Below are 23,760 nucleotides of genomic sequence, written 5' to 3'. Positions count from 1 at the left end.
CAAATAATTTAGTAAATTTAAACACGGAAAAACATACACTTGCAATACATGAAAATGACCATCATAGTTCCTACGGACTTCTCACTCAACGCTAGATATGCTGCTGAATATGCTTGTGAATTGGCAAACGCCAAAGACTATAGCATTCACTTATTGCATTGTTATACTTCTGCTTCCGTTTTAGATGATGACGATCAAGAGCCAGTAGAACCTACATTAAAGGCAGATGAGCTTATCCAAGAGCTTAAAGATGAGCTTATGGATTTATTTCCAAACTTATCGATTACCCTGGAATGTTCTCGAAGTCTTATCGTAGAAAAATTAACGGAATTGTCCCACAATAACGATTATGGAATCATCATCATGGGTGCTTCTGGCGAGAGCCAACATAAATCATTGTATTATGGTAGCACAACCTTAGCCGTCGCTTCAAAATCGGAGATCCCAGTTTTGGTTATCCCTAATGAACCAACAAAGGCAACAGCAAAACAAATTGCTTTATTGACGAATTTCAAGCCTGAGGAACTTGATACCCTTAAGGCCTATATGAAATGGATTGGGGAAGTAGATTCCTTGACTTTAATCCATGTTTTTAAGGATGGACAGAAGCAGCAGAACGTGGAAGACACCTTAAATACCTGGTCTTTCAATATTCGGGAGATGTCTTCTATCGGAGAAGTACACAGCATCGCTGAACAAATCCATGTTGAAGACGATAACCTAGACACAGTACCTGAAGTGGTTTACAATGTTATTAGCAAAGTAAACCCGGATATGATTTTAGTTACCCCAAGTCGCAAGACTTTCTTTGAGCGCTTATTTAAACCTTCGGTTTCCAAAGCCATTGCCTTGGAATTAAGTAAGCCAGCATTTTTTGAAAAAGTTTAAATTTATCATAACACATGAGCAAATTATTAATTCCTATAGATTTTTCTGAGTATTCTGAATCCGCATTAAACTATGCTTGCGAATTGGCAAAGGATTCTGGACAAAGCTTAGATTTGGTACACGTATTTTCTGAACATTCCAATACTTATGCTAACATCAAAGATGAAACGCCATTGGTAGACCCACGTGTTCCAGAAGCCCAATCCAAAATGAAAGAGCTAGTGGAGCAAACTCAACAGAAATTCCCTAACCTTAAAATTGAAGGAATTTTCAGAGAAGGAAACTTATACGATGAGATTAAAGCATTAACTAGTGCAACGGCATACGACGCAGTGGTAATGGGAACTCAAGGAGCATCTGGTTTAGAAGCAGTATTTATTGGTAGCAACACTTATGATACCATCATGAATACAACGACACCAGTTTTAGCTGTTCCTCAAAATGCTTCTCACTATAAAAAGGATAAGATAGGCTTACTTTGTAATTTCAAAGAAGCTGAACTAACCGCATTAGCACAAGCTATTCCTTTATTTAAGGTGAACTTCCAATTGATGCTTATTCACATCAATACGTCTGAAAGAGCAATCAAAGACATCGATGCGGACTTTAAAGTATGGATAGACCGTATTGAAAAGGAATTGCATATCACTGATATTTCTTACATCATTAAGCCTCAAACCTTATTTATGGGAAGAAAAGAAAGTGTTGCTCAAGGAATCACCTCTGTATTAATCGATGAACAAGTTGACATTCTATTACTTACCAAAAGTAAAAAGAGTGTTTTCCGTCAGTGGACAGAAAGCAATGTGATCAAAAAACTTGCTTTCAACCTTCAAATACCTACCTTTTTTGCTCGCGTTCTCATAGCAAAATAGCTACAAACATGCATAGATTTTAAACATTGTTGCCAAAGCGAAAACTTTGGCAACAATTTTGTCATGCAGACTTCATAATAAATTAACATATATAATATGAAAACACTTTACTTTAAAAAAGCTAGCATGTTAGCTGTTGCGGGTTTACTTGCAACAACTTCTTTTGCTCAAACAAACAAAACATCAGTTGAAGGCACTACTCCACTAGGTCCAAACTCAGAATACAGAACTTGGTCTTTCGGAATCAATGCTGGTGTATTAAACCAATCAAATATCTTTGGTTTCAACAGAGACGGATTCGATAAATTAAAACACAACGTAGGTTACTCAGCTTACATCAAAAAACAAATCTCTCCATCTTTCGGAATTAAAGCACAATACATGGGTGGTAAAGTTGCAGGTATCAACGAAAATGCTGCTGCAACTCAAGTTTCTGAATTTGAAACTAAAATGCCTTGGTCTGCTGCTTTATCAGGAGAGTTCACGATGGCTAACACCAACTGGAGATTCTTCAACAGCATTATCAAACCTTACTTCGCAGTGGGTGTTGGTGCTTTAAACTTCGAGACTACCACTACTACAGATGGTACAGCAACTACTGCTGATTCTCAAACTAAGCTTTATGTACCAGTTGATGCAGGTTTCAAATTTGCAGTAGCAAAAGGAATCAACATTGACTTAGGATACCAATTGAACTGGGCTAACCAAGATTTCGATGGTAAAGCTGGTGGTCAATACAAAAACGACTTATTCTCTTATGCACATGCAGGTTTAGAGATTGCTTTAGGCGATAGCCGCAAGCCATACTTAGGTAACAGCAACCCAGTTGGTACTTTAGTAGCAAAATACGATGAGTTGAAAGCTGAGCGTGATGCTTTAGTTGCTGCTAACGAACAATTGAAATCTGATATCTCTACGATCAATAACGATCTTAAAGATGATGATGGTGACGGTGTTGCTAACAAATTCGATAAATGTCCTAACACTCCTACTGGAACTAAGGTAGATGGTTCAGGATGTCCTCTTCCAGAAATGAAACACGAAACTAAAGTAGTTGAGAAAATCGTTGTTACTGAAGAAGACAAAAAAGTAGTTGATGAAGCGATCAAAAACCTTGAGTTTGATCTTGGAAAAGCTACTATTCGCCCTACATCCTATGAATCCTTAAATCGCGTTGCTGCATTATTAATTGAGAAAAACTTCAGCTTGAAACTTGCTGGTCACACAGACAACACAGGTTCTATGCAAACTAACTTACGTTTGTCTAAAGAACGTGCTGAGTCAGTAAAAGCTTACTTAGTATCTAAAGGTGCTAACGCTTCTCGCATCGAAGCTACAGGTTATGGTCCTAACCAACCTATCGCTACAAATGCTACTGCAGAAGGTCGTCAGCAAAACAGACGTGTAGAATTTACGCTTTATTAATAGTAATTATATACAAGCAAAAAAGGCTTGGGTTCTTTCAAAGAATCCAAGCCTTTTGTTTTATATATAGATTATAATTAATTCACCATTTCTCCAAATTGGAGAACATATCCATTCAAATCGTAGACTGCAAATTCGCGCATTCCCCAAGGAAATTCTTCTAAAGCATAAACTACTTCTAATTGATCTTTCAACTCCATCCAGATCACTTCTACCGCTTCACATGTGATATAAAGACTACCTGTAAACTTGGATCCATCGAAGGGTTTATTGCCCACTGGCCTTGACAACATAATTTCCACCATCCCGCAGCCTAAACTTGCCCATCCCCAATCGGCATTATATTCATTAAGCTCAAAGCCTAATACATCACGATAAAATTGAATGGACTCCTCCAGTCTATCGGTATACAAGATAGGTCTTATCCCATGTAATACTGCTCCTTCCATAGCTTATTGCTTTATGATTTCTACATTTCTTCCCAAGGTTTTAAAGCGATTGGAATCCTCCATGCATACAGTAATCGTAATATGTCCAGTTTTACTGTGCTTCAAATCTTGAATAATTCCCTTTTTCCCTCGATGAACCCCTGCCACAACTTGACAGAAATCGCCGTTTTTAATTGAAAGTTCTTCCATCATCAATGGCTTGAAATAGTTTATATAAATGTACTATTAAATGCTTGGAATGAATGGGAATCACATAAAAAAAGCCCTTGACTTAGAGTCAAGGGCTATATATTTATAAAATTATATTAATCTTTCTTATTAGCTTCTGCTTCGCGCTCCTTGCGCAATACACTCTTTCTATGTCCATAAAGGAAATAAACAGCTACACCAATAGCCATCCAAATACCTAGACGCTCCCAGCTCACCAAAGGCAATGAAGCCATCATGGCAATACATACCAAGATTCCTAATATTGGCACCAATGGCACCAAAGGAGTCTTAAATGGACGTTTAAGTTCCGGATTAGTCTTTCTTAATACCAATACTCCGATACAAACTAAGGTAAAGGCAAATAAAGTACCGATACTCACCATATGCCCTAAGTCAGATACAGGCACAAAACCAGCGAAAATACTCACGAATACCATGAAGATTAAATTGGTTTTCCAAGGTGTTTGTCTTTTCGAAAGATCAGAGAATAACTTAGGTAATAAACCATCTTTACTCATGGAATAGAACACACGGCTTTGTCCCAATAGCATCACCAAAATAACGGAAGTATAACCGGCAATAATCGTTACGATCATGGCTGTATTCAAGAAATGGTAACCTGTTTTCTCGAAAGCTGTTGCAACAGGCTTAGCGTCTCCACTGAAAGCAGTATATGGAGCTAAACCAGTCATAACATAAGAGAATAAAACGTAAAGAATGGTACAGATAATCAGTGATCCAATAATACCGATTGGCATGCCCTTTTTAGGATTCTTAGCCTCTTGAGCCGCTGTACTTACTGCATCAAATCCGATGAAAGCGAAGAATACAACTGCCGAAGCACGGAAAATGCCTGATATACCATAATGACCGAAATAATCACCACTAAAGAACTCACCAAATCCAATCTTTCCTTGTTTTAACAACTCTTCTCCTTCATTCGCTGGAATAAAAGGTGTATGATTCGCTGGATTGATAAACTGCCATCCTAAAGCAATAAAAAGGATAACAACACTTACCTTAAGAATAACCAATACATTGTTTACAAAAGATGACTCCTGCGTTCCCCGCATTAACAGAAGCGATAGTAAACAGACGATGACAATAGCCGGAAGATTAATCACACCACCTTCCCAAGGTCCTGATAATAGCTCCGGAGGGAGATGTATACCGAGTATGACCATAAATTCATTGAAATACTGCGACCAACTCACAGCCACAGTTGCCCCCGCTAGGGCATATTCCAGTACCAAGTCCCAACCGATAATCCATGCCATAAACTCGCCCATGGTTGCATAGGAATATGTATAGGCACTTCCTGCAACTGGAATCATCGAGGCAAATTCTGCATAACATAAGCCGGCAAAAGCACAGCCAACAGCAGCAACAATAAAGGATAACATCACGGCAGGGCCTGCATGGTCAGCTGCAGCAATACCTGTTAATGAAAAAAGACCGGCACCAATGATAGCTCCGATCCCTAAAGCAATTAGTCCTGAACTGGAAAGCGTACGCTTCAATGTACCCTCACCACTCTGCTCAGCTTCTGAAACTAACTTTGCGATTGATTTTTTATACCACATAATTTAGATTAGTTATTATCAGTCTCAAACCTACGAAAAAATTAAAAAACCTTACAGTTTTTTGACAGATTATCAGCCTAAGCTCAAAATACTTAGCGTTTCAGTATTTCCAAATCAGTCGCGCACAATTATTATTCTTACAAAATATTTATTTTTAGAATCATATTTTTTTATAATCAGAAATCAACAAATAATATTTCAAAAATAAGACTCAAAAAATGTTACAATTAACTATCCTGAAGCAGTAACAAAGTGATTACTTGCACATTACAAGTGAACAACAGAGCGAATAAGTCTATCATTTTTAAAAATAGAATGATATTAGCGTGGCGGCATACAGCTACAAGCAAAAGCAGATTCAGCTACAAAAATATTGAGATTCAGGCATTTCTAAAACGTAAAGCATTGAAATGTAGGATAAATCAAATATTGTTCTTATCTTTGCACCGCCTTAGGCAATTGTGCCTATTGTATATTTTATTTCATGAACCCATTTTTAGAACTGGGAATCCGTCATGAGATTGTTAATGCCATCTCAGAGTTAGGTTTCGAAAAACCTTCTCCCATCCAGGAAAAAGCCATTCCTGTATTACTGACTGGTAACGACGATTTTGTCGGATTAGCCCAAACAGGTACAGGGAAGACTGCGGCATTTGGTCTTCCTCTTTTAGAACAACTAGACTTTTCGGTAAAACAACCACAAGCATTGGTCCTATGTCCAACGCGTGAGCTGTGTTTGCAAATTGCAAGAGACCTAGAGAAATTTGCCAAACACTTAGACAATGTGCACGTGGTTGCCGTATATGGCGGTGCAAACATCAGCGATCAATTGAGACAAATCCGTCGCGGTGTACAGATCGTTGTTGCTACCCCAGGTCGTATGCTTGATATCATCGGCCGTAACGCTATCGACTTCTCTAACGTACGTTATGTCGTATTAGATGAAGCTGATGAAATGTTAAACATGGGATTCCAAGAGGACATCAACAATATCCTTTCGGAAACTCCTGATGACAAAAAAACTTGGTTGTTCTCTGCAACCATGCCTAAAGAAGTACGTCGTATTGCTCAAAACTACATGACCAACCCATTCGAGTTGACAGTAGGTACTAAAAACACTGGTAATACGAACATCGAACACCATTATTACATGATTAAGGCTAAAGACAAATACGCTGCGTTTAAACGTATCGTTGACTTTTATCCTGAAATCTTTGGTATTGTGTTCTGTCGTACTAAAATCGAAACACAAGAGATTGCTGAGGCTCTTATCAAAGACGGTTATAACGCTGACTCTTTACACGGAGACCTATCGCAACAACAACGTGATAAAGTGATGAAACGCTATCGCGAGCGTAACTTACAATTGTTGATCGCAACAGATGTAGCTGCTCGTGGTATTGATGTAAACGATGTTACCCACGTAATCAACTATTCTTTACCTGACGAAACAGAAAACTATACGCACCGTTCTGGTCGTACAGCTCGTGCTGGTAAAACTGGTATCTCTATTTCTTTAGTTAATGTTAAAGAAATGAGCAAGATTCGTCACATCGAAAAAATCATTGGTAAAGAATTTGTGCGCAAGCAAGTTCCTCAAGGAACAGAAGTTTGTGAGAAACAATTGTTCGCTATCATTGACAAGGTACATAATGTAGAAGTACATGAAGACCGCATCAACACATTCTTACCTCAAATCTTAGAAAGTCTTCAAGACCTAAGCAAAGAGGAAATCGTAAAACGTTTTGCTTCATTAGAATTCAATAGATTCTTGAACTACTATGAAGAAGCTCCTGACTTGAACATCGAAGCTCGTGATACTGACCGCGGTCGTGACCGTGAGCGTAACGGTCGTCGTGAAAGCTCTAAAGGGTATACTCGCTTATTCATTAACTTAGGATCTGTGGATGAATTCAGCCGCGGAGATATGTTAAGCTTTATCTGTAACAAAAGTAAGATCTCTGGAAAATCAATCGGTAAGATTGACTTGAAAGGTGTATTCACTTTCTTCGAAGTACAAGATGAAGAAGTAAACAATGTATTCCAAGGATTCAAGGATGTTGATTTCAACGGAAGAAATGTACGTATTGAAGTTTCTGGTGAAGGTCGTTCAAATGACCGTGGCGGAAGTGGAAACGGAAGACGTCGTTCTAACGAACGTGGTGGTGGAGAAAGAAATGGTTCATCTCGTAACGGTAGTGGTCGTAGAGATCGCAACGGTAATGGTGGTGGATTCCGTGACTTCTCTGGTAAACGTAGAGAATCTAAAAGTAGATACTAAGCCCTAGTGGTTTTCCATAAAAAAGGTTAGAAGCAATTGCTTCTAACCTTTTTCTTTTTTAGCATACGCTCCTAAAAAATTACAATCTATATTGACTACCCTTTAGGATCTGTATTTTATAAACTATCGATTTGAAAATCTTTTCTTGATCTGCAGTCTTCTGGATTTCCTCAAACGAGATCCGCGAACCGGATAATGTCTTTTCTTGGTGATATTATTAAACAATAGTGCCACAAGAAGTAAAATCATGGTACCAGAAAACACAGGCGTAAGGACATAGAGATAGCTCAAACTACTGATATTAGCTCCCCCACTCACAGCGATCAGCGCAGTTGCACCTCCTGGAGGATGCAAGCAACGCGTTATCTGCATGGCAACAATAGATGAAGCCACAGCTAAGGGTGCTGTAATCCAAATAATATCCGGCAGTAATTGAGCAACCGTAACTCCGACAATAGCCGATACTACATGTCCTCCAACTAAATTACGAGGTTGGGCCAATGGACTTTGTATAGCACCATAGACTAATACAGCAGAGGCTCCAAAGGAGCCAATCAGGAATACATTTTCTAAATATGCAAATTGATGTGATTGAATAAAGGCTATTAGGCCAATTCCAATAAACGCACCTACAAAAGACCAAAAGTGCTCCCTAAAATCGACTAGTGTCTCTCGATACATGACGTATCGGTAGACTCGAAATTGCCTGTGAACAGATTGCCTAAGCTTATCTACCAATTTAAGCGTTTATTTGACGTTGACGGATTGCCTCGTAAATAACGACAGCGGCAGAAACAGATACATTTAAGGATTCAATTTCTCCAAACATCGGAATCTTCGCCAATTTATCGGAAATACGAATTAAATCATCGGATACACCTACATCCTCTGCACCCATAATGATACAAGAAGGAACAGTATAATCCACATCATAAATGGAATCTTGTGTTTTCTCTGTGCTTACGACCAATTGTACACCAGACTCGATTAGGAATTTAGCTGTCTTGGATAAGGAATCCTGACGACATACTGGAATTTTATACAATGCTCCAGCAGATGTCTTAATGGCATCCGGATTAATCTCTGCAGACCCACGCTTAGGAACGATGATCGCATGTACACCAGCACATTCTGCTGTTCTGGCTATAGCACCCATATTACGGACATCCGTTACACCATCCAACATCAAGAATAAAGGCGTTTCACCCTTCTCATAGATTTCTGGAAGGATCTCTTCGATATTCTGATAAACAATTGGAGATATAATAGCGATGACACCTTGGTGGTTCTTACGCGTAATGCGGTTTAATTTCTCAATAGGAACTTGTTGAAAAGCGACCTCATATTCTTTCACCAATGCTTTAAATTCAGCGAACAATGGTCCTGAAAGACCACGTTGAACAAATAGGGATTCAATTTCTTTACCACTATCGATGGCTTCCATAACGGCACGAATACCGAAAACCATTTGATTACTTTCTTTTTTCTCTCTTCTATCCCCACCCTCTCTACGCTGATATTGTTGCATGTGCTGTTGAATTATAATAATACGATTGCCATTCAAAAACAACCTCGTTCTTGAATCCTACAAAAGTAGCAATTTATTACTTAGCTAAGCCCCAAATCGAAGGTTTTTCGTAATTGATCTAATGCCGGGTTTTTAGCAACCATAGCTTGGTATTTTTCCTGAGAAGTATAAGGTTTTCTCTCGCGGGTGGTTTCCACCATGACACCTTCAACATCCAAAGCAAAATTGCGTAAGGCTGGACGTAAATAATTGAGGATATCAATTTTACCCTTTTTTAGTTCATCCATCATCACCATGTTCTCCACCTCGATACGGATCTTCGTCCCTTCAAGAGTTGGAGTATTGCTCCTCATGACGGTGAATAGTGTAATTCTGTTTTCTGCTTTAATGCGTTCAGCAAAACTATTCCATTGGCTTAAGAAGGCATTTGTTGTTACCTCGAAGTAATCATTACCCTGAACTAATTCCTCTTCTTCTTCCTCTGTCTTTTTATCAGCAGTCAATATCTTTTTCAAATCTGGAACAACTACCGAAGGTTTAATTGCCCCCCATGAACGTCCTGTACCGCTTGTATTCGTGCTTTGTGGGACATCGGATTTAGTAGTAGATACCGGTGGAACTGTAGTATTAGAAGATGGGCTAACCTCTTTTGGAGGAGTAGGCACAGGCGTACTAGGTTTTATCTGCCCCGTAACTCCTGCATTGAATTCTGTGGAAGTACCAGTAGGTTTAGGACTTGGCGCAGCTTGTTTTACCCCTGAGTCAGGGAGTTTTTTTTTTAGATCAGCATTTGCTAATGAACCGTTGTTGGCCATTTGAATTGCACTGGAAAGATGACACATCTTTAGTAAGGCCAATTCTACTTGAAGGCGTTGATTCTTACTTACTCGATAGTTTACCTCACATTGATTCGCAATGTTCAATGCAGACAACATCAAGCCACTACTAATCTGTTGTGACTGCTCCAAGTAACGCTTTTTCACATTCTCACTCGTCTCCAACAACTTCAATGTTGAAGGATCTTTGGTAACCAATAAATTGCGAATATGACTGGATAAACCAGAAATAAAGTGCCCTCCATCAAAGCCCTTATTCAGGATCTGATCAAAAAGCAACAATACCTGTGCGGAGTTTTCTGAATTTACAGCATCTAATAGCTGAAAGTAATAATCGTAATCTAGAATATTAAGATTATCAATGACTGCTTTATAGGTTAGGTTTTTGTTGGAGAAGCTAACAATTTGATCAAACATGGACAAGGCATCACGCAGTCCACCATCAGCTTTTTGTGCAATGACATGCAGACCATCAGCCTCAAAAGAAACCTCTTCTTTGTTGGCAATATTTGCCAAATGATTTGCCATATCCTCTACCTTGATTCGATTAAAATCAAAGATTTGACATCTGGAGAGAATGGTTGGCAATATCTTATGTTTTTCTGTTGTAGCTAAAATAAAAATAGCATAGGAAGGTGGTTCCTCTAACGTTTTCAGGAAAGCATTGAATGCTTGCTGAGAAAGCATGTGCACCTCATCAATGATGTATATTTTGTACTTGCCTGTTTGAGGCGGTATGCGCACTTGCTCGATTAAGGAACGAATATCCTCTACGGAGTTATTGGATGCAGCATCTAACTCATGAATACTGAAAGAATTACCATTTTGAAAAGCTTTGCAGGAATCACATTCCCCACAAGCCTCTGCATTTTCACTGATATTCTCACAATTTATTGTCTTTGCTAGGATACGGGCACAAGTCGTTTTACCCACACCACGAGGACCACAAAACAAAAATGCTTGCGCTAATTGCTGATTATGAATCGCATTTTTTAAGGTCCCGGTAATGTGCTGCTGGCCTACAACCGAGTCAAAAGTAACCGGTCTATATTTCCGAGCAGAAACAATAAAATTATCCATACACGAAGATAAACATTTTAAGGTTCTAGCGCAAGTAAGAGAACCATCAGCACCAGTAAAAAATGAGAATACAAAGCATATAAAAAAAGGAGTCACCCAAAAGGCAACTCCCTATATTGAACTAATTCACAAAAGCCAATTTAAGCAGCAACTTTATTTTCAGAATAGGTCACTCGCCATAACACAGAACCTACAACTCCACCTACAATTGGCGCCACTAGGAACAACCATAACTGCGATATAGCCTCTCCTCCAGCAAATATTGCAGGACCTAGACTTCTTGCAGGGTTTACTGAAGTCCCGGTAATAGGGATAGCAACCATGTGGATCAACACGAGCGTTAAACCAATAGCCAAACCGGCCATGGTACCATTTCCAACTTTAGAAGTCGTAGCAAGGATAACAAATAAGAATACTGCAGTCAGAACAGCTTCAGTAATAAAAGCAGACATCATGTTGTACTCATTTTGATAGCCTTTACCCCATCCGTTGGAACCAAATGCCCATTCTCCAGCATGAAAACCATTCGTTTGCCCGGTTAAGATTGTCTTCAACACGAATGCACCTAATATCGCGCCTATTACTTGAGCAGCAATATAAACAATCGCATCGCGAGCTGAAATCCTTCCAGCAGCTAATACACCAATGGTTACTGCAGGATTAATATGACAACCAGAAATTCCGCCAATAGCGTAAGCAAATACGACTACGGATAAACCGAATGCCAGAGAAATACCCAATAAACCCAAGCCTGATGTTTGGGCCAGCGTATCACCGCCAGCAATGGCAGCAGCCCCACAGCCAAACAATACTAAACCGAATGTTCCAATCAGTTCAGCAATGAATTTTGATGAAATTTTTGTTTCCATAATTTAATATTTTGGAACAAGTTAATGATTATTATAGCTTTTTCACATTCAAATAACCCCATCGTAGAAAATAAACCACAATGTAATTTACCATAATCAATATTTATTAAATAGTCAGAAATAAATATAGACGTGATTTATAAGATAAAATTTTCGCTAAAGTTTTATTAATTCTAGACCATTTAATAAAATTTCATATTGAGAATCAATATATTTTATTTTATGATTTCAATCATAATTTCTTTAACTAATGCAGATTTAAATGGAACATTAATTTTATTTCCACTTGAAGATCGATTGTGGAAAAATAATTACGAATCGAAGGTTCTTTTGTAATGAAACTACGATCAAACAGAAAAATTAACAGCAGTCATGAAAAAGGATGGAATATTATTGGCTATAAATCCACAACATCACATGGAATGATGCTATAAAATTAAAAAGAGGTCGATATCACATCGACCTCTTTTCTTGTTTACCTAATAACCTTTTAATCACCAAACAATTTATTGAAACAAATTACTTGACCCAAAGGTATGGCTATATCATAAAGTTACCGTTAAGAGAAAATTAAATAATAAATATTATCGAGTCTTCGCGCTTGCTAACATGCGCATCACCTCATCAACGGTAGTTCTTGCTGCTTCAAACATCTTAGGATTGCCTGCATAATCAGCATCCATCGTAACGGACTTCGTCTTCTCCTTGTATTTAAAGGTCAAAGTATATCGAGGAACTCTCGCTAATTCCTTCTTATCTGCTGCTGAAGTCGTCATATCATCTTGCACATTCCAAAAACCCAATTCTTGAGCTTTACGGTGTAGATACAACAAATCATCATTACGCAATCTTAACGTATCCTTGATTAATTGACCATCCTTAGTTAAGTATTCGTAATCCGCAGTTTTGGAATTAAAATGATTCAACATGGAATCCGGAAAACCATAGCGAATATCTACAGATTCGAAATCCGTAAAACGATATGGAGCATTCTTAATCATATTGGAATAGTAATAAACACAATAGATCAAAAATGGAACGACTATACTAAGTGCTAAGAATATCTTTTTGCTTTTATCAGACATGACTGTTCTTCAAATTGTGCACAAAAATAAAGATTTATAGCTAATAATTGCGCTTTATTTAGGAATACTGAGCTTCTTACATTAGGATTACAATGTATATAACTAAAGCAGTTCGTTTTGGTCTGATGGAAAGGACTTAAATATTTGGTGTACCGCAGCGGGTAAAGTATTTGGAATACCAAGCATCTTTGAGGTTGGAGATAATAACACCCTTTCTTGTGGACACATGTACGAACTTCCCATTGTGCAAGTAAATTCCTACATGATCTATGTTTCGGCCTCCGAAAGAAAAGAATACCAAATCACCTTCTTTTAATTGATCATCATATTTCCTTTTCACTTTTTCTGCCATATCCCTGGATGTTCTAGGCAGATCTTTCCCATAAACTTTCTGATAGAGCATACCCACAAAGCCGGAGCAATCCACCCCTCCTTTGTCTAGTCCACCCATACGATGCGGAGTACCCATCCAATCGTCAATCATGTAATAAAGACTTTTACTATCCAGATCTTTGGTTTTTACACCTAACAGGTGCGCATAGTTCTCCAATTTATTATTGCTGAACTCCATCCCACGCGCGTCGGACGCATCAGAAATTGGCGCATTTTTATTTGGCTTTACGGCTCCAGCTGTTGGACGCCCCATAGTCTTCTTCCTCGCTCCACAGGAACTTAGAAATAAAATTGCCGATAATAGAATAATCCAACTGTAGCTGATACGCATAAAACCTCCTCTCCAAAAATAAACCTTAATCAAATCTTCCTCCAATCGCTTTTTTTCCACAGATGTGATTTACTTTATCTTGCCACATGCATACTAAACTAGGAATCCCATCTTTGCCAGGCAAGAATATAGCCGATATTTTACGCTAGTACGAGTCAGAAAGGGCATAAAGGACTTCAATATGACAATTCTATTGAAAGTACTATGGTATAATTTCCGTTATTTTGCAGGCTATGAAAAAGACCCAAGGTGCCATTGCTGTTTTTATAGGCGCCGCAAGCTTTGGAATTTTATCCACTTTTGTAAAGAAGGCTTATGAGCAAGGCTATAACCTCGGCGAAGTAACCGGAATTCAGGCCCTTTTAGGTGCCAGCATACTTTGGCTCCTATGGTTTATTTGGCTCGCCTTCGGTAAGAAATCTACAACATCCCCTCCAAAACCAAAATCCCCAGCATGGAAAATCCTCTTAAGTGGGGTTAGTACCGGTGCAGTGAGTATCCTCTACTATAAATGTGTTCAATTGGTCCCAGCCTCTTTGGCGATCGTCCTCTTGATGCAATACATCTGGATCGGTCAGCTCATAGAATTTATCTTTTTCAAAGCCAGACCAGATTTAAAACAAATTCTAGTCATTGTACTGATACTTCTAGGAACTTTGTTTGCCACTGGAATGATTGAGGAGCCTTTATCCAGTTTTTCGAATGAAGGTCTTATTTACGGTCTCTTAGCAGCCACGGCCTATTCCATCTTTATGATTGTTAATGGACGTGTCGGAAACGATTACTCGGCAGTACACAAATCAGCCATTATGATCACCGGTGCCTGCGCCTTAATCTTCATTACCTTACAACCATTTACCCTTTTCAATTTAGAAATCCTGAACGGCATTTTGCCTTACGGAATATTGCTCGCATTATTTGGGACGGTTATACCACCTTTTCTTTTCGCTTATGGTCTACCTAAAACAGGCTATTCACTAGGCTCAGTATTGAGCGCTGTAGAATTACCGGTTGCTGTCTGCACGTCCTATTTAGTTTTGCAGGAATCCGTTAGTTTTTTAAAATGGGTGGGTGTATTCTTTATATTGGGCGTGATTATTTGGAAGAATTTGGTTAAATCAAATGCCTGATTTGATGTAATTTTGCCTAAACTTGTACATTCTAAACTTTCCGAACACAAAAATGTTAATCACAGAGCTATTCAAAAAGCAAATAACATAAACTTCACATGGAAAATTATCTTTACCTAGTCCTGATTACCTTAGCCGTACTTGCGGTCATCGATTTGATGGTTGGGGTCAGTAACGATGCTGTCAACTTTTTAAACTCAGCAATCGGCTCTAAAGCAATTCCTTTTAAAAGCATCATGATCATCGCCAGCTTAGGGATCCTATTTGGCTCCGTATTCTCCTCTGGAATGATGGAAATTGCCCGATCTGGAATCTATGTCCCCAGTAAATTTACATTCGATGATGTCATAACCATATTCCTTGCCGTCATGATCACGGATATTATCCTCTTGGATGTATTCAATTATTTCGGCTTACCAACCTCTACCACTGTTTCCATTGTGTTTGAGCTCCTAGGAGCTGCTATCTGTTTGGCTTTGTACAAGATCGCTACTACCGATGGCAACTTTGCTACATTAGCATCTTATATCAACACACAGAAGGCATCCGAAATTGTCTATAGCATATTACTTTCCGTCATTATATCTTTCTCGGTCGGAATGATTGTACAATATATTTCACGTGTACTTTTCACTTTCCAATTCGAGAAAAAACTAAAAACCATTGGTGTAATCTTTGGCGGTATCGCTATGGCATCCATCTCCTACTTCATTCTGATCAAAGGGATGAAAGAGGTAAGCTTCTTAAGTAGCGATATAAAAGAATGGGTAAAAACACATGACCTAACCTTGTTAGGTGGTAGTTTTGTTCTATTTACAATTGTCAGTTACATCATCAATCTGTTAGGCTATAACATCTTAAAGGTCATCATTGGTATTGGAACATTTGCTTTAGCATTATCCTTTGCTGGGAATGACTTGGTGAACTTTATTGGTGTACCGGTTGCAGCCATGCAATCTGTAGAAATCTTCCAAAGTGTCCCTATGGCCAATCCTGATGGTTATACCATGGATGCCCTAGCCTCTTCAGAAATAGTAGCTCCACTTTGGGCTTTGGTGATTGCCGGATTGATTATGGTCATTACCCTATGGACTTCCAAGAAAGCTAAAACTGTAATCGAAACAGAAATGAGTCTTTCCAACCAAGGTGATGGTAATGAGAAGTTCAAATCTAATATGCTTTCTAGAAGCATTGTACGTGGATTTATACGCATTGGCTCCGTATTGACCTATGTCATGCCACGCACCATGCAAGCAAGTCTAGACAAGAAATTCGAGCATCCTATGATTGCTCAGGAAAAGAAGAAAAAGAGTAAAGACGAACCTATGTTCGATATGATTCGTGCATCGGTAAACCTAATGGTAGCAAGTAGCTTGATCGCTTTGGGAACCTCCATGAAGCTTCCATTATCCACTACCTACGTCACGTTTATGGTGGCTATGGGTACTGCATTTGCTGACCGTGCTTGGGGTCGTGAGAGCGCTGTATATCGCGTATCAGGTGTTTTCCATGTAATAGGTGGCTGGTTTGTTACTGCTGGCTGTGCCTTCCTAGGAGCCTTCATATTCGCTTATTTCCTTAAAATCGGAGGAATTGTAACCTTCGTAATTTCCCTAGTCGTATTGGCTTTATTATTATATAGAAATGCAAAGAGCCACGATAAGAAAATCAAAGCAAAAGCATTGCAGGAATTAAACTTAGAAAAAGCAGATATCATTGGTTTACAACAGGTAATTGAAACCAGTGCACAACAAATCAGTGAGACTTTCTCTAAAACCAATATTTTCTACAAGGAATCTATTGACTCCCTCATTAAAGAAGACCTGGTCGCTCTTACCATGAATAAAAAATTGGTTAAGAAACTAATTGCCGATTTGAACTCGACCAATAATTCCATGTATGAGTTTATCCGAAACCTAGATGATAGCTCGGTAAAAGGAAGTCGTTACTATATCATTTCCCTAGGCTACCTTCAAGATATGGTGGAGAATGTGGCTGTTATTAATTCCAATGCTCTTTCGCATGTGGACAACAACCACAAACACCTGCGCATTAGTCAGGCTAAAGACTTAAAATATGTTGTAGAACAGATCGGTAATTGGTTCTCGGAAATCCACATGACCTATAAACGTCTAGATTTCTCCAAAATTGATGAGCTGATCAAAGAACGTGAAAACATTCAAGACTATATCAATAACCTTTTGGACAAGCAAATCGATCGTATCAGAACATCAGAGAACAGTCCGAAAAACTCACGCTTATACTTCTCTATCCTATTAGAAACAAATGAACTTATCAGTTCAACCTTCAAACTCCTTCGCTTACACAAGGAATTTGAAAGCTTTAGGATTAGAAATAAATAGCCCTGCGGGCAGTATTTAGTCGATAGTAATTAGTATAAAGACCTATTGGCGGGATATTAGGATCGTCATTTACAACTCAGAGCGAAGCGAAGAGTCTCTGTTTCCCACCCACAGATCTCGTCATCGAGAATCGAAGATGATCGAACTTTAAACTATATAGAAAAGGCAACTGATTTTCAAATTCTGTTGCCTTTTTTTATGGGCTTTCTATAACTGTTTTTACAGTTAATATAAAATCAATGCGGTCGAAGCATGCTTCGACCCTACAGTTATCGGTAATAGGGTTAATAATTTCACGATTGTTTGTAGGGTCGATGCAGGCATCGACCGCCTATATATTAAACTATATATTCAAAGGGACAGACCTGAAATTCTGTTGTCTTTTGTCTGGTGTCTAAACGTCTCTCACAAGGGTTTGCTCCGCCACTTCTTCGGATCTCCTTCGGAACTTGTTCGGAACTCCTTCGGATCTCGTTCGGTTAGAAGCGAACGAGATCCGAACAAGATCCATTCTATATCCTTAAAAAATCCGCAAGAGTCACGGAGCAAATAACTGCAATTACAAATTTATACACGGAGAAAATCCAATTCACACTTCATTGTTCTAAAAAGAATCTACCCAACATTAAAGCCTTTACAACTTTTTACAACAATTATACGTTTAATTAACTATGAGGTAATGATTAGGTTACATTGCTGTTTTAATTTAGGATATTACTTAAAGCAGAAGATATGGAAGAGTTTGTTAAAGTTCCCAAGGTGTATTTCGAGATTCCGGTTTATGATTTATCTCGTGCAGCAGCATTCTACACGCAAGTCTTCGGGTTTGAATTTGAGAAAGAGTTAGTCGAGCGAAATGGCATTGAACAACTAAGTTTTCAGGAAGAAAATCTAGGTATCTGTGGCGCCTTAGCAAAAGGTGACATGTACCGACCCAATAGTAATCAGGTAGCATTTTATTACAAGACCTATGATATCGACGCCGTATTGAGCAATGTCCTTAAAGCAGGTGGTACGGTTATCCTTCCGAAAAAAATCGAGGATAATTTACGGTATATTGTTGCAGAATTTGGTGATTGCGAAGGCAATAGAATTGCCTTGCATCAGATTTATCCTTCGAAATAAACGACTAGTGGGTTAATACCTCAGGGATTTCTTCAATATCGACATCACCTGATTCTGAAATGCTCAAGAATTTGACAGGAACGACTTCATTTACCAATAATGGATCATACTCCGTACGTACCTTCACATAATTCTTGGAGAAACCATGCATATAGCCGTCCTTGATATCGCCTTCGAATAGAACTAAATCCTCTGCTCCCAATTGCGATTCATAGAATGCTCGACGTTTCTTTTCTGAAAGGATGTGTAGCATCTTGCTTCGATCACTACGTTGTGCACCAGGTACTGCACCTTCCATTTGGGCAGCGATGGTATTCTCTCTTTCTGAGTAGGTAAATACATGGAGATAGGAAATATCCATGTCGTTTAAGAAGTTGTAGGTATCGATAAAGTCTTCACGTGTTTCTCCAGGGAATCCAACAATCACATCGACACCGATACAGCAGTTCGGCATCAAGGATTTTATTTTAGCAACACGTTCTGCATAAAGTTCACGTTTATAGCGACGGCGCATTTTGGCTAATACCTGATTATTTCCAGATTGAAGAGGCATGTGGAAATGCGGCACAAAGCGTTTCGACTCAGCCACAAATTCAATAATCTCATTGGTCAATAAGTTTGGCTCAATACTGGAAATACGAATTCGGTCAATCCCTTCTACTTCATCAAAGGCTTTCACCAAATCAACAAAACGGTCCTGACGTTTTCCATCACGAACACCGAAATCACCAATATTCACACCTGTCAACACGATTTCCTTCACTCCAGATGCAGCAATCTCTTCGGCTTGTTTTACGATATCCTCAATCTTGCCTGAACGGCTAGCTCCCCTTGCTAAAGGAATGGTACAGAAAGTACAAGAATAATCACAACCATCCTGAACTTTTAGAAAGGTTCTAGTACGATCACCAATAGAAAAAGCGGAAACAAATTGATGGGTTTCATCGATTGGTGCATTGTGCACAACTGCTTTCTCATTTTTGGTCAAGTCATTGATATGCTCCAGGATATTGAATTTCTCGGCAGCACCAAGCACCATATCCACCCCGGGGATTTCAGAAATCTCCTTAGGTTTTAGCTGTGCATAACAACCTACGATGGTAATGTAGGCATTTGGGGAATGTTTAAGCGCTTCTTTCACCACCTTACGACACTTTCGGTCAGCATGATCGGTCACCGAACAGGTGTTAATAACATACACATCAGCCGCACTATTGAAAGGCGTCGTTTCGTAACCGGCATCTTTAAAGATTCGGCCTATAGAGGATGTTTCTGAAAAGTTCAGTTTACAACCCAAGGTATAGAAAGCAACTTTTTTTCCCATGATATTTTGCAAAAATACACAAAAAGCTTCAAATTGTTAGTTGTTGAAAAATTGTGATATTCTGATGATCTAAAAAAAGGTATCTTCGTAGCTAAGTCAAAAAAGGAAAAAACGCTATGCAGCAGTATTTGGATCTATTGAAACATGTGTATACCACAGGAGTTGAAAAAACTGACCGTACCGGAACAGGAACAAAAAGTGTATTTGGGTATCAAATGCGCTTTAACCTGAAGGAAGGTTTTCCATTGGTTACGACAAAGAAACTGCATTTACGTTCTATTATCCACGAATTAATTTGGTTTTTACGTGGCGAGACCAATATTCAATACTTGAAAGAGAATGGTGTTAGTATTTGGGATGAGTGGGCAGATGCGGAAGGAAATCTAGGACCTGTTTATGGTTCTCAATGGCGTTCATGGCCAACCCCAGATGGTAGACATATCGATCAGATCAGCCAAGTCATCAAGCAGCTTAAAACCTCACCAGATTCCCGTAGAATAATTGTCTCCGCATGGAATGTAGGCGAGATTGAGCATATGGCTTTACCTCCATGTCATGCTTTCTTTCAGTTCTATGTGGCACCGGCAGATCCAGAGAACGGAATCTTAAAACAACAATTGTCTTGTCAGCTATACCAACGTAGCGCTGATATTTTTCTTGGTGTTCCGTTCAATATCGCTTCTTATGCCCTATTGACGATGATGGTGGCACAAGTTTGTGATATGGAAGCAGCAGAATTTGTTCATACATTAGGCGATGCACATATTTACAGTAATCACTTTGAACAAACGGAATTGCAATTATCGCGTGAGCCGAAAGCATTACCGACGATGAAGATCAATCCTGAGGTAAAAGATATTTTCGACTTTAAATTTGAAGATTTCGAGTTAGTAAATTATGAAAGTCACCCACATATCAAGGCTCCAGTAGCTGTATAGTGCGGTAATTAGTAAACATAAAATTAAAGATGATCAATACCCCTACTGTCACATTAATTGTGGCTGCAGCAGAAAATAACGCGATTGGAAAAGGCAATCAAATGCCTTGGCATTTACCGAATGATTTCAAATTCTTTAAAAAAGAAACGATGGATCATTCCATTGTTATGGGAAGAAAGACATTCGAATCCATTGGCAAGCCACTTCCTGGACGTAGAAATATTGTTGTTTCACGTTCGGCGACATTCATTCATGAAGATGTCGATGTAGCAAACAGCTTGCACGAGGTGATGACTTATTGCCGGGATGAAAATGAAATCTTCATCATTGGTGGGGCTCAAATTTATAAGCAAGCATTGCCTATGGCAGAAAAAGTCTTATTAACTAGAGTACATACTACCATAGAAGATGCCGATGCATTCTTTCCAGAATTACCTGCGCAAGAATGGGAATTGCAAAGCTCGGAGGCGCATGAAAAAGATGAGAAGCATCAATTTGCCTATACATTCGAGACTTATACAAGAAAAAAATAAGGAAACAAGGGAAGCCGATTATGGGTTCCCTTTTTACGTTTAACAAAAAACTATGAGTACAAGCAGCATTCACTTTCAACTTTCGTTTCTAGAACCTCAGGCACATTATGTGGAGGTCAGTATGTTTATTGAAGGATTTGGTCAGGACCACATCGACTTAAAGATGCCTGTCTGGACGCCTGGTTCTTATTTGATTCGGGAGTTTTCCAAGAACGTAGAGCATGTCAATGCTGTCAGCAGCTCGGGAGATGCCCTTTTCGTAGAAAAAACGAATAAAAATACTTGGCGGGTTAATTCTTTCGGACAGGACTTTGCCTTTTCTTATCGGGTATATTCTTTTGAAAAATCCGTAAGAACAAACTTTGTGGATGCTACTCATGCCTTTATTAGTCCGGCAGGAACATTCTTTTACATTGATGGGCAGTTGGACCATCCGAGCACAGTACAAGTCATCCTGCCAACGCAATGGACTAAAATCTCCACCGGTTTAGAAGAAGAACCTACCGTGGAGAACTTATTTAAGTCGCCAAACTTTGACATCTTGTTTGACTCTCCTTTGGAAATTGGAAATCAAGAAACTTGGACCTTTGATGCCGCAGGTATTCCACATGAATTTGCGATGGTAGGACCAGCAAATTACAACCAAGAATTACTGACTCAGGATATTCAGAAAATCGTAGCGGAGGAAACACGCATTTGGGGTTCTAATCCTAACGATCGTTATGTATTTATTACCCATAATTATCAGAGTGCACATGGTGGATTAGAACACTTAAATTCAACCGTTTTAGCTGCATCGAGGAATGCCTACATCAACAGATTAGGTTATAATAATTTTCTGAGTTTAGTGGCGCATGAATATTTCCACTTATGGAATGTAAAACGCCTAAGACCTAGAAATCTTGGTCCATTCAATTATGAGGAGGAAAATTACACCCCATTGCTTTGGATCTTTGAAGGGTTTACCGCTTATTACGACAACTTAATTACACGTCGTTGTGGTTTCAGGGATGAACAAGAATATCTAACGGAATTAGTATCCGAATTCAATCTGGTATTAAATCGTCCTGGCCATCGGGTTCAATCCGTTGGTTTATCCAGTTTCGACACTTGGATCAAGCAATATCGTCCTGATGAGAATTCGATCAATGTAAGTATCTCCTACTATAATAAGGGGGCTATGCTAGCCTGTATGATTGACCTTAAAATCATTGCGCAAAGCCAAGGAAAGCATTGTTTAGATGATGTGTTAAAAGCGGCTTATGAACAGTTCTATTTGATTGAAAATCGAGGTATTGATGAAAAGGAATTCCAAGATTTAGCAGAACGCGTAACAGGAGTATCCTTGGAAGAAATTTTCGAGGCTGTTTATCAAACAGAGGATATCGATTACAATGCTTATTTCAACTTGGTAGGTTATCAATTTATTGATCAGAACAGAGATACACAAACAGCAAGTTTGGGAATTAAGGTTTCCCATACCGATGGCCGTACAATCATTAAGGCAGTGGATCGTGATTCTGCAGCTTGGGTGGATGGATTAAATGTAGATGATGAAATCGTGGCAGTTAATGGGAATCGATTGGATATACAAGGTCGAGAATTAGACCAGGCGATGTTGTATAGCCAAATAGGCGATGAAGTAACTTTATTGGTAGCACGTGAAGGACTAATGTTGGAAATTCCGGTGCGTTTAAAAGCAAGCGACAAAGTATCGTATTACATTGAACGCAATCCAAATAGCACAGAAGAACAACGCCGTTTAGGCGATATTTGGTTATCTTTAAACCAATAGTATATTTAGCTAATTCAGCTAATAAAAAAGGGAGTTGTTCGATTGAACAACTCCCTTTTTTATTTTCTTTGTTCCTCTTAGAACATGTATCTAACCGAGAATCCAAGTCCGTTTACAATATTGAAACCGGATTCTTGTAAGAAGTCAAAGTAAGGTTTTGCGTCTAATGAAATCGCTAAAGGAGCAGAAGGTATTTTATACTCTAATCCAACAATACCATCTACACTTAATGCCAATTCGGAATACTTATCAAAGCGTTTTCCTTCATCAGTGGTATATGCTTTACCTGTGTAAGAGCCAACACTACCACCGAAACCCCAATACCATGAAATATTATCGACCAATGGTTTGTGGTATTGGTATAGTCCAACCAAGCGGAAGCGGCTATAAGTCGAATTGCTCTGAACACTAAGAATACCTTCGATAGCACGGTCAGGGTTAAGGGTATAGCGGTAGGTGATACCAGTTGCCGACCCGAAACGAGCACCTATGGCGTGTTGTGATGACAATTGAGCTTGCGCAGATGGCGCAAAGGCCAAGAAGGTTAAGGCAAAAATAAAGGTGAATTGTAAAAATTTGTTCATTTCTTAAAAGTATAATCAATCAAAAATAGCATTTATTTCTAAACGGAAAAAACGCATATTATGTATAAGTTCAGTCAAAAAATTATTCTGCAAGCATAGTTTTTACCTAAAAAATGATATATTAGTCCTACCTAA

General features: G+C 38.8%; 21 protein-coding genes. 10 read left to right on the top strand and 11 right to left on the bottom strand.

Annotated features, from left to right (window positions below):
* The first annotated feature begins 48 nt into the window (after positions 1-48).
* The 3 genes from ACP6L2_RS00195 (at position 49) to ACP6L2_RS00185 (ending at position 3,188) form a co-directional block, all read left to right on the top strand.
* Entirely contained in the window at positions 49-888 is an 840-nt protein-coding gene (locus ACP6L2_RS00195) for a universal stress protein (RefSeq protein WP_440507253.1), read from the top strand.
* Between the two features lie 14 nt (positions 889-902).
* A complete protein-coding gene (locus ACP6L2_RS00190) occupies positions 903-1,763 on the top strand; it encodes a universal stress protein (protein WP_344674512.1) in 861 nt (286 codons plus the stop codon).
* A gap of 96 nt (positions 1,764-1,859) precedes the next feature.
* Positions 1,860-3,188 (top strand): OmpA family protein, encoded by a 1,329-nt coding sequence (locus tag ACP6L2_RS00185; protein WP_440507250.1) that lies wholly within the window; start codon positions 1,860-1,862, stop codon positions 3,186-3,188.
* 77 nt (positions 3,189-3,265) lie between these two features.
* Here ACP6L2_RS00185 and ACP6L2_RS00180 read toward each other — a convergent pair whose 3' ends face one another.
* The 3 genes from ACP6L2_RS00180 to ACP6L2_RS00170 all read right to left on the bottom strand — a co-directional run bounded on the left by ACP6L2_RS00180 (position 3,266) and on the right by ACP6L2_RS00170 (position 5,430).
* The gene (locus ACP6L2_RS00180) at positions 3,266-3,637 is read right to left on the bottom strand and encodes a VOC family protein (protein WP_440507248.1); all 372 of its coding nucleotides are present in this window, start codon (positions 3,635-3,637) and stop codon (positions 3,266-3,268) included.
* Positions 3,638-3,640: 3 nt separating this feature from the next.
* Positions 3,641-3,826, bottom strand: coding sequence for an RNA-binding protein (locus tag ACP6L2_RS00175; protein ID WP_440507246.1), 186 nt, complete (start codon positions 3,824-3,826; stop codon positions 3,641-3,643).
* Positions 3,827-3,942: 116 nt separating this feature from the next.
* Entirely contained in the window at positions 3,943-5,430 is a 1,488-nt protein-coding gene (locus ACP6L2_RS00170) for an amino acid permease (protein ID WP_440507244.1), read from the bottom strand.
* Positions 5,431-5,914: 484 nt separating this feature from the next.
* Between ACP6L2_RS00170 and ACP6L2_RS00165 the strand changes: the two genes are divergently transcribed.
* Entirely contained in the window at positions 5,915-7,711 is a 1,797-nt protein-coding gene (locus ACP6L2_RS00165; protein ID WP_440507242.1) for a DEAD/DEAH box helicase, read from the top strand.
* Between the two features lie 123 nt (positions 7,712-7,834).
* Here the strand turns inward: ACP6L2_RS00165 and ACP6L2_RS00160 are convergent, their stop codons facing one another.
* The 6 genes from ACP6L2_RS00160 to ACP6L2_RS00135 all read right to left on the bottom strand — a co-directional run bounded on the left by ACP6L2_RS00160 (position 7,835) and on the right by ACP6L2_RS00135 (position 13,893).
* Positions 7,835-8,392, bottom strand: coding sequence for an HPP family protein (locus ACP6L2_RS00160; RefSeq protein ID WP_440507240.1), 558 nt, complete (start codon positions 8,390-8,392; stop codon positions 7,835-7,837).
* A 58-nt stretch (positions 8,393-8,450) separates the two neighbouring features.
* Entirely contained in the window at positions 8,451-9,239 is a 789-nt protein-coding gene (gene rlmB / locus ACP6L2_RS00155; RefSeq protein WP_344674519.1) for a 23S rRNA (guanosine(2251)-2'-O)-methyltransferase RlmB, read from the bottom strand.
* Between the two features lie 80 nt (positions 9,240-9,319).
* The gene (locus tag ACP6L2_RS00150) at positions 9,320-11,155 is read right to left on the bottom strand and encodes a DNA polymerase III subunit gamma/tau (RefSeq protein WP_440507237.1); all 1,836 of its coding nucleotides are present in this window, start codon (positions 11,153-11,155) and stop codon (positions 9,320-9,322) included.
* A gap of 140 nt (positions 11,156-11,295) precedes the next feature.
* A complete protein-coding gene (gene aqpZ / locus ACP6L2_RS00145; RefSeq protein ID WP_440507236.1) occupies positions 11,296-12,024 on the bottom strand; it encodes an aquaporin Z in 729 nt (242 codons plus the stop codon).
* A gap of 584 nt (positions 12,025-12,608) precedes the next feature.
* A complete protein-coding gene (locus ACP6L2_RS00140) occupies positions 12,609-13,109 on the bottom strand; it encodes a hypothetical protein (protein ID WP_440507234.1) in 501 nt (166 codons plus the stop codon).
* A 136-nt stretch (positions 13,110-13,245) separates the two neighbouring features.
* Complete coding sequence (locus tag ACP6L2_RS00135) at positions 13,246-13,893, bottom strand: C40 family peptidase (RefSeq protein ID WP_440507232.1); 648 nt, start codon at positions 13,891-13,893, stop codon at positions 13,246-13,248.
* A 173-nt stretch (positions 13,894-14,066) separates the two neighbouring features.
* Between ACP6L2_RS00135 and ACP6L2_RS00130 the strand changes: the two genes are divergently transcribed.
* The 3 genes from ACP6L2_RS00130 to ACP6L2_RS00120 all read left to right on the top strand — a co-directional run bounded on the left by ACP6L2_RS00130 (position 14,067) and on the right by ACP6L2_RS00120 (position 18,451).
* Positions 14,067-14,963, top strand: a complete 897-nt coding sequence (locus ACP6L2_RS00130; protein WP_440507230.1) for an EamA family transporter — start codon at positions 14,067-14,069, stop codon at positions 14,961-14,963.
* A gap of 98 nt (positions 14,964-15,061) precedes the next feature.
* The gene (locus tag ACP6L2_RS00125) at positions 15,062-17,326 is read left to right on the top strand and encodes an inorganic phosphate transporter (RefSeq protein ID WP_440507228.1); all 2,265 of its coding nucleotides are present in this window, start codon (positions 15,062-15,064) and stop codon (positions 17,324-17,326) included.
* 732 nt (positions 17,327-18,058) lie between these two features.
* On the top strand, positions 18,059-18,451 hold the full coding sequence (locus tag ACP6L2_RS00120) for a VOC family protein (protein WP_440507226.1): 393 nt from the start codon (positions 18,059-18,061) through the stop codon (positions 18,449-18,451).
* A gap of 4 nt (positions 18,452-18,455) precedes the next feature.
* Here the strand turns inward: ACP6L2_RS00120 and mtaB are convergent, their stop codons facing one another.
* Positions 18,456-19,775, bottom strand: a complete 1,320-nt coding sequence (gene mtaB, locus ACP6L2_RS00115; RefSeq protein WP_440507224.1) for a tRNA (N(6)-L-threonylcarbamoyladenosine(37)-C(2))-methylthiotransferase MtaB — start codon at positions 19,773-19,775, stop codon at positions 18,456-18,458.
* A gap of 116 nt (positions 19,776-19,891) precedes the next feature.
* On the opposite strand from mtaB, the gene ACP6L2_RS00110 reads away from it, so the two are divergent.
* Genes ACP6L2_RS00110 through ACP6L2_RS00100 form a run of 3 tightly spaced genes read left to right on the top strand, consistent with a single transcriptional unit; the run spans position 19,892 to position 23,041 of the window.
* Entirely contained in the window at positions 19,892-20,713 is an 822-nt protein-coding gene (locus tag ACP6L2_RS00110) for a thymidylate synthase (protein WP_440507222.1), read from the top strand.
* 29 nt (positions 20,714-20,742) lie between these two features.
* The gene (locus tag ACP6L2_RS00105; protein WP_440507220.1) at positions 20,743-21,246 is read left to right on the top strand and encodes a dihydrofolate reductase; all 504 of its coding nucleotides are present in this window, start codon (positions 20,743-20,745) and stop codon (positions 21,244-21,246) included.
* Between the two features lie 52 nt (positions 21,247-21,298).
* Positions 21,299-23,041: a M61 family metallopeptidase gene (locus ACP6L2_RS00100; protein ID WP_440507218.1), complete on the top strand. Its 1,743-nt coding sequence runs from the start codon at positions 21,299-21,301 to the stop codon at positions 23,039-23,041.
* Between the two features lie 77 nt (positions 23,042-23,118).
* Here the strand turns inward: ACP6L2_RS00100 and ACP6L2_RS00095 are convergent, their stop codons facing one another.
* A complete protein-coding gene (locus ACP6L2_RS00095) occupies positions 23,119-23,625 on the bottom strand; it encodes a hypothetical protein (protein WP_440507216.1) in 507 nt (168 codons plus the stop codon).
* Between the last annotated feature and the right edge of the window lie 135 nt (positions 23,626-23,760).

It is taken from the genome of Sphingobacterium lactis, from assembly GCF_051951495.1.
Lineage (GTDB): Bacteria > Bacteroidota > Bacteroidia > Sphingobacteriales > Sphingobacteriaceae > Sphingobacterium > Sphingobacterium lactis_A.
Note: the sequence above shows the minus strand (reverse complement) of the source record. Positions and strands in the feature narration are given on the sequence as shown.